Source organism: Hydrogenophaga sp. FW305-3-2-15-A-LB1 (assembly GCF_058787875.1).
The window spans coordinates 1-12,188 of record NZ_JBYTAE010000119.1; the positions used below are offsets into that span (position 1 = coordinate 1).

Annotated in this window: 12 protein-coding genes; 5 read left to right on the top strand and 7 right to left on the bottom strand. The window is 69.4% G+C overall.

The window, feature by feature from the left end:
• From AC3WPZ_RS25940 to AC3WPZ_RS25960, 5 genes are all read right to left on the bottom strand, one after another.
• A partial coding sequence (locus AC3WPZ_RS25940) for an EamA family transporter (protein WP_492442260.1) occupies positions 1 to 855 on the bottom strand: 855 nt, incomplete at its 3' end.
• Positions 852 to 1,862, bottom strand: a complete 1,011-nt coding sequence (locus AC3WPZ_RS25945; RefSeq protein ID WP_492442262.1) for an SDR family oxidoreductase — start codon at positions 1,860 to 1,862, stop codon at positions 852 to 854. The genes AC3WPZ_RS25945 and AC3WPZ_RS25940, both read right to left, overlap by 4 nt.
• A complete protein-coding gene (locus AC3WPZ_RS25950) occupies positions 1,859 to 2,785 on the bottom strand; it encodes a bile acid:sodium symporter family protein (protein ID WP_382321679.1) in 927 nt (308 codons plus the stop codon). The genes AC3WPZ_RS25945 and AC3WPZ_RS25950 overlap by 4 nt, the downstream gene beginning before the upstream one ends.
• A 42-nt stretch (positions 2,786 to 2,827) precedes the next feature.
• Complete coding sequence (locus tag AC3WPZ_RS25955) at positions 2,828 to 4,141, bottom strand: flavin-containing monooxygenase (RefSeq protein ID WP_492434268.1); 1,314 nt, start codon at positions 4,139 to 4,141, stop codon at positions 2,828 to 2,830.
• Positions 4,138 to 4,953: an SDR family oxidoreductase gene (locus tag AC3WPZ_RS25960; protein ID WP_492442264.1), complete on the bottom strand. Its 816-nt coding sequence runs from the start codon at positions 4,951 to 4,953 to the stop codon at positions 4,138 to 4,140. Before AC3WPZ_RS25960 ends, AC3WPZ_RS25955 begins: the two co-directional genes overlap by 4 nt.
• Positions 4,954 to 5,044: 91 nt before the next feature.
• On the opposite strand from AC3WPZ_RS25960, the gene AC3WPZ_RS25965 reads away from it, so the two are divergent.
• Positions 5,045 to 5,806, top strand: a complete 762-nt coding sequence (locus AC3WPZ_RS25965) for an IclR family transcriptional regulator (protein ID WP_382321681.1) — start codon at positions 5,045 to 5,047, stop codon at positions 5,804 to 5,806.
• A 4-nt stretch (positions 5,807 to 5,810) separates the two neighbouring features.
• On the opposite strand, the gene AC3WPZ_RS25970 is transcribed toward AC3WPZ_RS25965, so the two are convergent.
• Positions 5,811 to 6,434: a pyridoxamine 5'-phosphate oxidase family protein gene (locus tag AC3WPZ_RS25970; RefSeq protein ID WP_444687316.1), complete on the bottom strand. Its 624-nt coding sequence runs from the start codon at positions 6,432 to 6,434 to the stop codon at positions 5,811 to 5,813.
• Positions 6,435 to 6,447: 13 nt separating this feature from the next.
• Positions 6,448 to 7,818, bottom strand: a complete 1,371-nt coding sequence (ffh, locus tag AC3WPZ_RS25975; RefSeq protein WP_382321685.1) for a signal recognition particle protein — start codon at positions 7,816 to 7,818, stop codon at positions 6,448 to 6,450.
• 166 nt (positions 7,819 to 7,984) lie between these two features.
• Here ffh and AC3WPZ_RS25980 point away from each other — a divergent pair, with 166 nt between their 5' ends.
• The 4 genes from AC3WPZ_RS25980 to AC3WPZ_RS25995 all read left to right on the top strand — a co-directional run.
• Positions 7,985 to 8,785: a cytochrome C assembly family protein gene (locus tag AC3WPZ_RS25980; protein WP_382154659.1), complete on the top strand. Its 801-nt coding sequence runs from the start codon at positions 7,985 to 7,987 to the stop codon at positions 8,783 to 8,785.
• 10 nt (positions 8,786 to 8,795) lie between these two features.
• Positions 8,796 to 9,044 carry a PP0621 family protein gene (locus AC3WPZ_RS25985; protein ID WP_382154656.1) on the top strand — a complete coding sequence of 83 codons (249 nt, stop codon included), beginning with the start codon at positions 8,796 to 8,798 and terminating at the stop codon, positions 9,042 to 9,044.
• A 24-nt stretch (positions 9,045 to 9,068) separates the two neighbouring features.
• Positions 9,069 to 10,871 (top strand): sensor histidine kinase, encoded by a 1,803-nt coding sequence (locus AC3WPZ_RS25990; RefSeq protein ID WP_444687317.1) that lies wholly within the window; start codon positions 9,069 to 9,071, stop codon positions 10,869 to 10,871.
• An 11-nt stretch (positions 10,872 to 10,882) separates the two neighbouring features.
• On the top strand, positions 10,883 to 12,188 hold a 1,306-nt coding region (locus AC3WPZ_RS25995), incomplete at its 3' end, for a sigma-54-dependent transcriptional regulator (protein WP_492442266.1).

Sequence of the window (12,188 nt, forward strand, 5' to 3'; positions counted from 1 at the left end):
CATCAACACCGCCCCCGTCCCCAGCCACTGCTGAAACAGGGGAAGTTCGCCAAAGAAAACCCAGGCCGCCGAAAGCCCCACCACCGGCACCAGCAAAGAAAACGGCGTCACCCGCCCAGCCGGATGGCGCTGGAGCAACTGCGTCCACAGCGTGTAGGCCAACAAGGTCGCCAGCCACGCCAGAAACAACACCGCCAACACCGCCGACAGACTCAAGCCCGCCACCTGCGCCCACACCACCGAAGGCCCATCCATCCACAGCGCCAACGCCATGAACGGAACAATCGGAAAAACGCTGCTCCACACAATGAACGGAAACGGCTCGTAATCCGCCACCCGACTCGCCAACCGGGCCACCAGATTCGACACCGCCCACATGAACGCCGCCGACAAGGTCAGCACAAAACCCGCCAACGTCATCTGCCCCGGCCCCTCACCATGCGCCGTCGCGATCAGCACCAGCCCACCCAAGGCCACCAGCAAACCCAGCCCCTGCGACCAGCGCGCCCGCTCACCCAGCACCGGCACCGCCAGCAACAACGTGAAAAACGCCTGCGTCTGCATCACCACCGACGCCATGCCCGCCGTCATCCCCATCTGCAGCCCCAAGAACAGAAAACCGAACTGCCCCAGACCCTGCGCCAGGCCATACGCCACCACATAGCGCCACGGCAGCTTCGGAAACTTCACGAACAGCAGGAACGGCAAGGCCGCCGCCGCAAAGCGCAAGGCCCCCAGCAACATCGGGCCGATGCCCTGCAAGCCGATCTTCATCACCACGAAGTTCAAACCCCAGATCACCACCACCGCAAGCGCGCGCAGCAGATCGCCGCGCGAAAGAGGCACAGGGTTCACGCCATCACTTTCACCGGTCGCCCCTGCGCAGCGCGCGCGGCCACAAAAGCATCGAACGCCTGTGCGCTGGTCTTGCGCGGCGTGTAGCCAAAACGCTGCTTCAGCGCGGTGTTGAGCAACACCGGCCGGTAGCGCAGGAAATCGAGCTGCTCCGGGCCGTAGCGGCTCACGCCCAGCGAGCTGCCCACGCGCAGCAGCGTGCGCAACAGGCCCGCCGGCAGCACGCGCGGTTTCTTGCCCAGGCGCGCGGCGATCTCGCGGATGGTCAGCGCGCCGTCACCGGCCACGTTGTAGCAGCCGGGCACGGCCTCGCCACTCAGCGCGTGCACGATCGCACCGGTCACGTCCTCGTCCCAGACGAACACGAAGGGGCTGTCGCTGCCGGCGATCGCGATCAGGCGCGGTTTCTCGAACAAGGCCGTGATCTGGTTGTCCACCCGCTCGCCCAGGATGGTGCCGATGCGCAGCACGGTCTGGCGCAACGCCGGGTGGGCCGCGCGCGTTTCGGCGAGCATCTCTTCCACCAGGCGCTTGTGGTGCGCGTACGCGAACACCTCGTTGCCGCGCAACGCGTGGTCTTCGGTCAGCCAGGCCGGGTTGTCCGCGTGGTAACCATAGGCCGCGCCGCTGGACGAGACCACGAGGTGGGCCACGCCGTGGGCGAGGCAGGCCTGGATCACGTTGCGCGTGCCGCCCACGTCGACCGAATGTTCGAAGGCCCGGCTCGACCCCTTGCCCGGCGTGACGATGGAGGCCAGGTGCACCACGGTGTCGATGCCGTGCGCCTCCACCGTGGCGGCCAGGGCGCGGTCGCGCACGTCTTCCACCACGTAGGCCACGCGCGGTGAACGCCGCGCGACGGGCACCTCGCGCACGTCCACCGCCACCAGGTGTTCGATGTGAGGCTCGCGCGCCAAGGCGTCGATCAGCCCGCGCCCGAGGAAACCGTCGGCGCCCGTGACCAGCACGCGCCGGGCCACCGGCGCCTTGTCCATGGCCGCGCTCATGGCTTTTCGATCCCCGGCACGCCACCTTGCAGCGGTCTGCGCGCCCACCAGCCCGCCAGGATCAGGCCGGCGATGATGTCCCAGAAGCCCCAGACGCCGGCCACCACGGCCATGCCGCCCAGGCCACCGAAGAAGCTGAAGATGATGACCAGGCCCAGGCCCGCGTTGCGGATGCCGACCTCGATCGACACCGCGCGGCGGTCGTAGTCGGGCAGACCGGCGGCGCGCGCGATGGCGTAGCCGGTGCCGAAGGCCAGCGCGTCGTGGATCACCACGGCCAGCAGCACCAGGCCCACGTAGTCGAGGAAGTAGCGCCAGTTGCCCGCGATGGCGCCGACGATGAAGGCGATGAGCGCGAGAAAACTGAGGATGCGCACCGGCTTCTTGAAGCGCGCGGTCCAGTTCGGAAAGCGGTGCGCGCACCAGATGCCCAGCACGAAGGGCACGCCGATGATCAGCAGGATGTGGCCGAACATCTCCAGCGGGTCCAGCGCGATGGTCTTGAGCAGGGGCGCGGCGGTGGGGTGGATGCCGCCCCAGAAAGCGAAGTTCAGCGGCATGGCCACGATGGCGATGGCGTTGGACACCGCCGTCATCGAGACGCTGAGCGCGACGTTGCCGTTGGCGCGGTGCGTGAGGATGTTGCTCACGTTGCCCGGCGGGCAGCAGGCCACCAGGATCATGCCCAGCGCGATGCTGGGGCCTGGCTGCAGCAGCAGCGTGAGCGCATAGGTGATGGCCGGCAGCGCGATGAACTGCGCCACGATGCCCACCGTGAACGCCAGCGGCATGCGCATGACACGGCGGAAATCCTCCAGGCGCGTGTCCAGCGCGATGCCGTACATCAGGAAGGCCAGTACCGCGTTGAGCACGGCCAGCGAAGCCGGGTTGAAGTTGAGGCGGATTTCGTCCACGGGCAGCATGCGGGTCTCCTGTGTCTGTTGTCTTTGTCGTCGGGCGGGATGTCAGGCCAGGGCCTCGGCCGCCTGGCGCACGGTGTCGCGGTAGACGTTCTTGTTCACGTAGTAGGCCATGCGCTCGAGCTGCAGGTACTTGTAGCCGCCGGAGAGGTCGGGCGGCGGCCCCGCCTTGGCGATCCGGAACGCGCTGGCGCTGGCCTTGCCTTCGTCCAGCCCCTTGAAATAGCGCGCCACCAGCTCGGCCTGTTCATAGCGGCCCTGCCAGCCCAGGCCGCTGGCCTCGACCATGCCGAGCACGGCGAGGCGGTCGAAGCGCGGCGCGAAGATGTTGAGGTAGAGCCGGGGCGCCATGCCCTGCCAGTTGAGCAGCGCGGGGTCGAGGAAGGGGTAGTGCAGCCTGTAGCCGGTGGCCGCGAGCACCAGGTCGTACTCGCCTTGGCGCCCGTCCTTGAAGTGCACGGTGTGGCCGTCAAAACGCGCGATGTCGGCGCGCACGCCCACGTCGCCATGGCCGATGTGGTACAGGATGAGCGAGTTCACCACCGGGTGCGACTCGTACATCTTGTAGGTCGGCTTGGGAAAACCGAAGCGCACCGGGTCGCCGGTGAACCACTTCAGGATGGTGCTGTCGATCTTCTGCTTGAGCCAGGGCGGCAGCCGGATCTTGCCGCCGAGGGTGTCGGCGGGTTGGCCGAACACGTACTTGGGCACGAAGTAATAACCGCGCCGCACCGAGATGTCCACGCTGCGCGCCTGGTGCACGGCGTCGACGGCGATGTCGCAACCCGAGTTGCCCGCGCCCACGATGAGCACGCGCTTGTAGCGGAATTGGTCGGCGCTCTTGTAGGCCGAGGTGTGCAGCAGCTCCCCGGAGAAGTGGCCTTCGAAGCGCGGCATGTTGGGCTCGGCCAGGGTGCCGTTGGCCACCACCACGCCCTTGTAGTCGGCGGTGGTCTGAAGGCCGTCCGCGTCTTCGGTGGTGACGCGCCACAGCGTGCCGGGCGCATCACTCACCGGCACCACGCTCAGCACGCGCACACCGAAGCGGTAGTGCTCGCGCAACCGGAAGTGGTCGGCGAAGGCGCTGAAGTAGTCCAGCAGCTCGCGGTGGCTCGGGTAGTCGGCCACGCGCTCGGGCATGGGGAACTCGCTGAACTCCGTCATGCGCTTGCTGGAGATCAGGTGCGCCGACTGGTACACCGTGGAGCGCGGGTTGTGGATGTTCCACAGACCGCCGACGTCGGTGTGGGCCTCGAAGCCCTGGAAGGGGATGCCGTGTTTCTGCAGGCAGCGCGCGCCGGCCAGGCCCGAGGGGCCGGCACCGATGAGCGCGATCTGCTGTTCGGTGGGTGTCGTCATTTTTTCAGGCCTGGAATGTCGGTCGCGCCGGGTTCGCCCGCGCGCGGCTTGCGCGGCTGGCCGAGCAGGATGCGGTCGTGCAGGCGCGCGGGCAGCAGGCCCAGCGCGTGCGAAAGCCAACCGATGCGCCGGGGCAGCACGATGTGTTCGGTGCCGGCGGCCACGCCCGCGAGCAGGCGCCGCGCGGCCTCGTCGGCTTCGAGCAGGCCGGGCATGGCGAAGCGGTTGCCGGCCGTGAGCGGTGTGCGCAGGTAGCCCGGGCTGATGGTGTGCACGCGCAGCGCCGTGGGACGCAGCTCGGCGCGCAGGCTTTGCAGGTAGGCGATCAGGCCGGCCTTGCTCGCGCAGTACGCACCGTTGCCTGGCATGCCGCGCCAGCCCGCGAGGCTGGCCACGCCCACCAGCGCGCCTCGCCGGCCGCTCTCGCGCATGGGCGCCAGAAAGGGCTGGAAGGTAGTGGCCACGCCGAGCAGGTTGATCTCGAGCATGCGGCGCATCACGGCGAGGTCGCCGGCCTGAGCGGTGTCGAAGCCGCCGGCCACGCCCGCGTTGGCGATCACCAGGTCGGGCGCGCCGAAACGGCCCATCCAGTCGGCGGCCATGGCCTGCATCGCGGCCGCGTCCGACACGTCGGGCTGGTAGATCGCGCAACGCTCCGGCGCGAGCGCGGCCAGCGCCTGCAGCGCGGGACGCTGCAGGCCGACCAGCGCCACGCGCGCGCCCGCGGCGATGAGCTCACGCGCCAGCGCCTGGCCCAGGCCACCGCAGGCGCCGGTCACCACGGCGTTGTGAAAGCTCGGCGTCGTCGTCAAACCACCTATCTCCTCGAAGTTGTGCCCGCAATGTAGAGGCCTCTAGAATTCGTCTCGGAATAATTTATGGATTCGTCTCATTTTTCGAGATATGAACACAGAAACCGACAACAGCCCGGGCCTGCGGCTGATGGAGCTGCTGGACCTGCTCACGCGCCACGCCCAACCGATGGCCCTGCCCGAGGTGGTCGCATTGACCGGCTGGCCCAAGCCCACCGTGCACCGCATGCTCGCACAATTGGAGCAAGGCGGTTGGCTGGTGCGCGAGCCCGACGGCCGGCGCTACGCGATGGCCACGCGCCTGCTGCGCATGGCCGAGGCCGCCTTGAGCAACAGCACGCAGCAGGGCGTGCGCCACGCGGTGCTGCGCCAGCTGGTGGCCGAGGTGGGCGAGAGCTGCAACCTCACCGCCCTGTCGGGCGCGGAGGTGGTCTACCTCGACCGCGTGGAGTCGGCATTTCCGTTGCGGCTGGAGCTGCGCCCGGGCACGCGCGTGCCGGCGCATTGTTCGGCCAGCGGCAAGCTGTTCCTGGCCTGGATGGGCGCGCGCCAGCGCCGCACCGTGCTCGACGGGCTGGTGCTCACGCGCTACACCGCCAACACGCTGACGCTGCGCGAGGCCCTCGAAGCGGAGCTGGAGGCGATCCGGCGCGACGGCCACGCGGTGGACGCCGAGGAGTTCGTCGAAGGCCTGGTGTGCGTGGCGGTGCCGGTGTTCGCGCCCGGCCAGCGCACGGTGCGCTGCGCGCTCGCCCTGCAGGCACCGGCCGCGCGCATGGCGCTGGCACAGGCCCGGTTGCAGCTGCCGCGCCTGGAGGCGGCGGCGCAGGCGCTGGCCCGCACCCTGGGCTGACGCCTCAGTACAGCGTGTCGCGCTGGCGCGCGGGCAAGGCGCGGTCGTAGGCAACGCCGTCGATGGCGTTGTGCGTCAGGGCCGCGAGCATCTCGCCGGCCGTGGGCACCGCCGCCGCGGCTTCGCGCGCGTCCCACAGGCTGGCGCGCTTCATGGCGCGGGCGCACTGGAAGAACACCGTGTCCACCGTGATGACCAGCACGCACCGTGGCGGCTTGCCGTCCATGGCCAGGCGCTGCATCAGGTCCGGCGCCACCGAGATGCGCGCGCGGCCGTTCACGCGCAGCGTCTCGCCCACGCCGGGCACCAGGAACAGCAGGGCCACGCGCGGGTCGGCCAGGATGTTCTTGAGGCTGTCGATGCGGTTGTTGCCGGCGCGCTCGGGCAGCAGCAGCGTGTGTTCGTCCTGAATGCTCACGAGCCCGGGCGGATCGCCGCGCGGCGAGGCGTCCAGCCCGTCGGGGCCGACGGTGGCGAGCACCGCGAACGGCGAGGCCTCGATCCAGCGCTGGTAGACCGGGTGCAGGCGCGAGACCTCCTTGCGCACCGACGCGTCGCCCACCGGGCCGAACAGCGCCTGCAGCGAAGCGAGATCCTGAATGGTGTGGGGGTCGGTGGGCGCGGTCATGGCGGTGGCGTCCTCAACCCATGCCGGGCAGCTTGGGCATGCCCTTCATGCCACCCATGCGTTTCATCATCTTCATCATGCCGCCGCCCTTCATCTTCTTCATCATGTCCTGCATCTGCTCGAACTCCTTGAGCAGGCGGTTGACTTCCTGCACCTGCACGCCCGCGCCGGCGGCGATGCGGCGCTTGCGCGTGGCCTTGATGATCTCGGGCTTGCGGCGCTCCTTGAGCGTCATGCTGCAGATGATGCCTTCCTTGCGCTTGATGTCCTTCTCGGCGCGGCCCATGTCGACCTCGCTGGCCTTGGCGGCCATCGCGGCGGGCAGCTTGTCCATCAGGCTGGAGAGGCCGCCCATCTGCTTCATCTGGCGCAACTGGTCGAGGAAGTCGTTGAGGTCGAAGCCCTCGCCGCTCTTGACCTTGGCCGCGAGCTTCTGCGCCGCCGCCATGTCCACGCCGGCCGTGACCTGCTCGACCAGCGCCAGGATGTCGCCCATGCCGAGCACACGCTGCGCGTGGCGGTCGGCGTCGAACACCTCCAGACCGTCGATCTTCTCGGACACGCCGGCGAATTTGATCGGCGCGCCGGTGATGGCGCGCACCGAAAGCGCCGCGCCGCCGCGCGAATCGCCGTCGAGTTTGGTGAGCACGATGCCGGTGAGCGGCAGCGCATCCTTGAACGCCTTGGCGGTGTTGATCGCGTCCTGGCCCTGCATCGCGTCCACCACGAACAGCGTCTCCACCGGCTTGAGCACGGCGTGCAGTTCCTGGATTTCGCGCATCAGCGCCTCGTCGATCGCCAGGCGGCCGGCGGTGTCGACCAGCAGCACGTCGAAGAAATGCCTGCGCGCGTAATCGATCGCGGCGCGCGCGATGTCCACCGGTTTCTGGTCGGGCGTGCTGGGGAACCATTCGGCGCCGGCCTGCGCGGTCACGGTCTTGAGCTGCTCGATGGCGGCCGGGCGGTAGACGTCGCCCGAGACGGTAAGCACCTTCTTCTTGCGCTTCTCGATCAGGTGCTTGGCCAGCTTGGCGGTGGTGGTGGTCTTGCCGGCGCCCTGCAGGCCGGCCATGAGGATCACCGCCGGCGGCTGCGCCGCGAGGTTGATGTCGGCCACGCCGTCGCCCATGGTCGCGGCGAGCTCGCGGTTGACGATGCCCACCAGCGCCTGCCCGGGCGTGAGCGAGCCCACCACCTCCTGGCCCAGCGCCTTCTCCTTCACCCGCGCGATGAAGTCGCGCACCACCGGCAGGGCGACGTCGGCCTCCAGCAGGGCCATGCGCACCTCGCGCAGCATGTCGGTGACATTGCCCTCGGTGATGCGGGCCTGCCCGCGCATTTCCTTGACGATGCGTGAAAGTCGGTCTGAAAGGGCTGAAGCCATGCTGCCTCGGGTAGAAGGGGAAAAGGGCGGAAACCCGCGTCGGGCGGGCGGTCAGGCGGGCGCCTGGGTCGGCGGACCGGTGCGTCCAGGAGGGACAAGGCCGTTAAACTGTGAGGATGATTTTAGCTGCGCCCTTCCTTTTCACGCTTGGCGCGCTGCCCCGGTGATGAGCCTGCTGCCCGCACTCGCGTCCAACCTGCCCGCTGCCGTGTTCTCCGGCGGCGCGGCGCTGGCCTACGCGATGCTCGCCATCGCCCACCCGCGCATGTCGGCGCCGCAAAGCCGCGGCCTGCTCGGCCTGGCCTGGCTGCTGCACCTGGTCGTGCTGGTGCTCGGCCTGTTCGAACAACCCGCGCGCTTCGGGTTCGCGCCCGCCCTCTCCGTCACCGGCTGGCTGGTGCTCACCGTCTACCTGATCGAAAGCCGGCTCTACCCGCAGATGCGCGCGCGCTGGACGCTGGCCATCCTGGGCATGGTGGTCGTGCTGCTCGCGCTGGTGTTCCCGGGCACGCGCTACCCGGCCCTGCATTCCGCGCTGCTGCCGCTGCACTGGGCCTTGGGCATCGCGTCCTATGGCCTCATCGCCGCGGCGGTGGTGCATGCCTGGCTGATGCAGCGCGCCGAAAAGGCCATGCGGCTGGGCAATGCCAGCGAGGCGTCCATGCCCCTGCTCACGCTGGAGCGCCTCACCTTCCGCTTCGTCGCCGCCGGCTTTGCCTTGCTGAGCGCCACGCTGCTGGCCGGCTGGTATTTTTCCGAGACCCTGAACCACCGCTGGATCTGGGACCACAAGACCACCTTCTCGCTGCTGTCCTGGATCACCATGGGGGTACTGCTCTGGGGCCGATGGCGCCTGGGCTGGCGCGGCCGTGTCGCCGTGCGCACGCTCTACGTGGCCGCCGGTTTCCTGCTGCTGGGCTACGCGGGCTCGCGCTTCGTGCTCGAAGTGATGCTGCACCGCGGCTGAGGCATTGACCATGAAATACCTGCTCGTCCTGGCCGTGGTGATGGTGGCGTTCTACATCTGGCGCAACAACCGCCTGAGCGACCGCGCCGAGGCCGCCCGCCAGGCGCCCCCGCCCAAGCCGCGCGCCAACGTCCCCACCATCATGGTGGCCTGCCTGCAATGCGGCACGCACCTGCCCGAGACCGAGGCGGTGCGGGGCCAGCAGGGCGCGTACTGCAGCACCGAGCACCGCCGGCTGCGCGAAGGCGGTTCGGCATGACCTCCCTCCGGATGGACGCCTGACATGGCCCGGGACGTCAGCTCACAGTTCGCCCCGTCCTGGTACTCCGCTTTCGAGGGCAGCCATGTGCAGAGCCGCGAACAGCGCATGCGTGCCTTCGTCCGGCTGTGGCGCGCCTTCATGCGGGCCCGGGTGTTCATCGCCACCGTGCTGCTCGCCCTGCAGGTGTTCATGCTGGTCTCTCAGACCGGCGGCCCCAACTGGCTGGTGGTGGTGTGTTCGGCCCACCTCTGCGCCGCGCTGGTCACGCTCTACCTGTGGCGCCCGGCGGAGCAGGCCGCCCCGATGCACGTCCAATGGCTGCTGACCATCGGCGTGGATGTGCTGGTGTTCGCGCTGCTGCAGTCGTTCCAGGTCGGCAGCATCAACTACACGGCGCTGTTCGCCCTGCCGGTGCTGCTGGCCTCCATCCTGGGCTCGCTCACGCTGGCCCTGGCCACCGCCGCCAGCGTCACGCTCTACCTGCTGGGCGAAGCGGCGCTGCATGCGCCCTTGTTCAGCGAACTGTCCACCGCGCGCTTCCTGCAGGCGGCGCTCACCGGCACCGGCTTTTTCCTGGTGGGCGTGCTGGCCAACCAGCTGGCGATCCGGCTGGCCCGCGAAGAGGCCCTGACCGCCAGCAGCCAGGCCGCCGCGCGCGCGCAGGCCCAGGTGAACGAACTGGTGATCGAAAGCCTGACGGTGGGCGTGCTGGTGGTGGACCCGCACGGCGTGGTGCGCAGCGCCAACCCGGCGGCCCAGGCCATGCTGCTCGGCCAGGTCTCGCCCCAGGCGGCCAAGCTCCTGCTGTCCGCCCGCTCCAGCTGGCAGCACTTGGCCCACCTGGTCAACGAAACCTTTGCGCGCGGTGAGGCCCTGGAAACCGAAACCACCATCGACAACGAGGACCGGCCGAGCCAGCGCCTGCATGCGCGCACCCGCCTGACCGCGCAGAGCGGGCGCAGCGCGGGCCTGTGCGTGCTGTTCCTCGAAGACCTGCGCGAGGTCGAGGCGCGCGTGCGCACCGAGAAACTGGCTTCGATGGGCCGCATGTCCGCCGCGGTGGCGCACGAGATCCGCAACCCGCTCTCGGCCATCACGCAGGCCAATGCGCTGCTCGATGAAGAGGTGCAGGCACCGGCCCAGAAGCGGCTGACCCGCATGATCGAGCAGAACGCCCAGCGGCTCTCGCGCATCGTCGACGACATCCTCAACGTGGCGCGCGCGCAGCCCAGCCAGGACACAACCTCGGCCCCCTCCCTGCCGCTGGACCAGACCGTGCGGCAGATCGCGCACGAGTGGGTGCGCCAGAGCAAGGCCGAGCGCATCCTGGGCGTGCATGCCCACGCGCCTGCGGCCCATGTGGGCTTCGACCCGGAGCACCTGCGCCGCCTGCTCATCAACCTGCTGGACAACGCCCTGCGCCACGCCAGCGGCAAACCCTCCTCGATCCGCCTGATCACCCAGCCCAGTGGCAGCGAGCATGTTCGCCTCTCGGTGTGGAGCGACGGCCAGGCACTCGAAGCCAGCGTGATGCGCCACCTGTTCGAGCCCTTCTTCTCCTCCGAGAGCCGCTCCAGCGGCCTGGGCCTGTACATCTGCCGCGAACTCTGCGAGCGCTACGGCGCCCAGATCGCCTACCGCCGCACGCGCCTGGACCAGCGCGAAGGCAACGAGTTCTATGCGCTGATCCCCGCCGCCAGCCCGGCGCCCACCCGCGAGCCGACACAGCAAAGCCTGTCGTACCCGATGGGCGATTCGGTGGCCACGCGCGCCGAGCACCAAGGCCACCCGCTCTCGGGTGACGCCCCCCTGGCGACCCGCTGAACACGACGCCAATGGCCACCGCCCCCTCCTCCGCCTCCGTGCTGGTCGTCGACGACGAACCCGATCTGCGCACGCTGTACGAGCTCACCCTGCTGCGCGAAGGCCACGCGGTGGTGGCCGCGCCGGACATCACCCAGGCGCGCGAATGGCTCGCCCAGCAGCGCTTCGACGTGCTGATCTCCGACATGCGCCTGCCCGACGGCCTGGGCCTGGACCTGCTGCGCGAACTCGCGGACGCCCAGCGGCCTGAAAAATGCATCGTCATCACCGCGTACGGATCGGCAGAAAACGCGGTGGAGTCGCTCAAGGCCGGCGCCTTCGACTACCTCACCAAACCGGTGGACCTCAAGCAGCTGCGCAGCGCGGTGACGGCGGCACTGCAAAGCCAGCGCGGGTCCCCGGCCGCCATGGCCAACGGCGCGACGGCGCCCGCGCCCAACGCCAGCGGTGCGGGCGACGCCCCCAGAAAACCAGCCGCCACCTCCAGCGGCGCGCAATCGCTGCGCCGCATCGTGGGCGCCTCGCCCAGCATCGCGCAGATCAAGTCGCGCATCGAAAAGGTGGCCTCCAGCATGGCACCGGTGCTCATCCTGGGCGAGTCCGGCACGGGCAAGGAACTGGTGGCGCGCGCGGTGCACGACTGCAGCCACCGCAGCGGCGGGCCGTTCGTGGCGGTCAACTGCGGCGCGATCCCGGAAAACCTGATCGAGGCCGAATTCTTCGGCGCGCGCAAGGGCGCCTACACCGGCGCCACCACCGACCGCGAAGGCTACTTCCAGGCGGCGCGGGGCGGCACCTTGTTCCTCGATGAAATCGGCGACCTGCCCCTGGCCATGCAGGCCAAGCTGCTGCGCGTGATCCAGGAGCGCCGCGTGCGCGCGCTTGGCGGCGTACAGGAAGAAGCCGTCGACGTGCGGCTGGTGAGCGCCACCCACCGCGACCTCAACGCGCTCGTGCAGTCGGGCCAGTTCCGCCAGGACCTGTTCTACCGCCTCAACGTCATCGGCCTGCGCTCGCCCGCGCTGCGGGAACGGCGCGAAGACCTGCCTCTGCTGGTGGAGGCTCTGCTGGCGCGGCTGTGCGCCGAATCCGGGCAAAACGTGCCCAGGGTGTCGGCCCGCGCCCTGGCCTGGTTGCAGTCGCGCGAACTGCCGGGCAATGTGCGCGAGCTCGAGAACCTGTTGCAGCGCGCCCTGGCCCTGAGCAGCGGCGAGGTGCTCGAACCGGACGACTTCGGCGAGGCCGACGAGACGGAAGTGCCCACCCAGCCCGATCAGCTCACGCCCGCCGATGGCCTCGGCGCACCCATGACCCGCC

Bases quoted from the DNA above. Each gene is read 5' to 3' on its own strand.
- AC3WPZ_RS25945 (WP_492442262.1), bottom strand. From the start codon at position 1,862: ATGAGCGCGGCCATGGACAAGGCGCCGGTGGCCCGGCGCGTGCTGGTC.
- AC3WPZ_RS25950 (WP_382321679.1), bottom strand. From the start codon at position 2,785: ATGCTGCCCGTGGACGAAATCCGCCTCAACTTCAACCCGGCTTCGCTG.
- AC3WPZ_RS25955 (WP_492434268.1), bottom strand. From the start codon at position 4,141: ATGACGACACCCACCGAACAGCAGATCGCGCTCATCGGTGCCGGCCCC.
- AC3WPZ_RS25965 (WP_382321681.1), top strand. From the start codon at position 5,045: ATGAACACAGAAACCGACAACAGCCCGGGCCTGCGGCTGATGGAGCTG.
- AC3WPZ_RS25970 (WP_444687316.1), bottom strand. From the start codon at position 6,434: ATGACCGCGCCCACCGACCCCCACACCATTCAGGATCTCGCTTCGCTG.
- ffh (WP_382321685.1), bottom strand. From the start codon at position 7,818: ATGGCTTCAGCCCTTTCAGACCGACTTTCACGCATCGTCAAGGAAATG.
- AC3WPZ_RS25980 (WP_382154659.1), top strand. From the start codon at position 7,985: ATGAGCCTGCTGCCCGCACTCGCGTCCAACCTGCCCGCTGCCGTGTTC.
- AC3WPZ_RS25985 (WP_382154656.1), top strand. From the start codon at position 8,796: ATGAAATACCTGCTCGTCCTGGCCGTGGTGATGGTGGCGTTCTACATC.
- AC3WPZ_RS25990 (WP_444687317.1), top strand. From the start codon at position 9,069: ATGGCCCGGGACGTCAGCTCACAGTTCGCCCCGTCCTGGTACTCCGCT.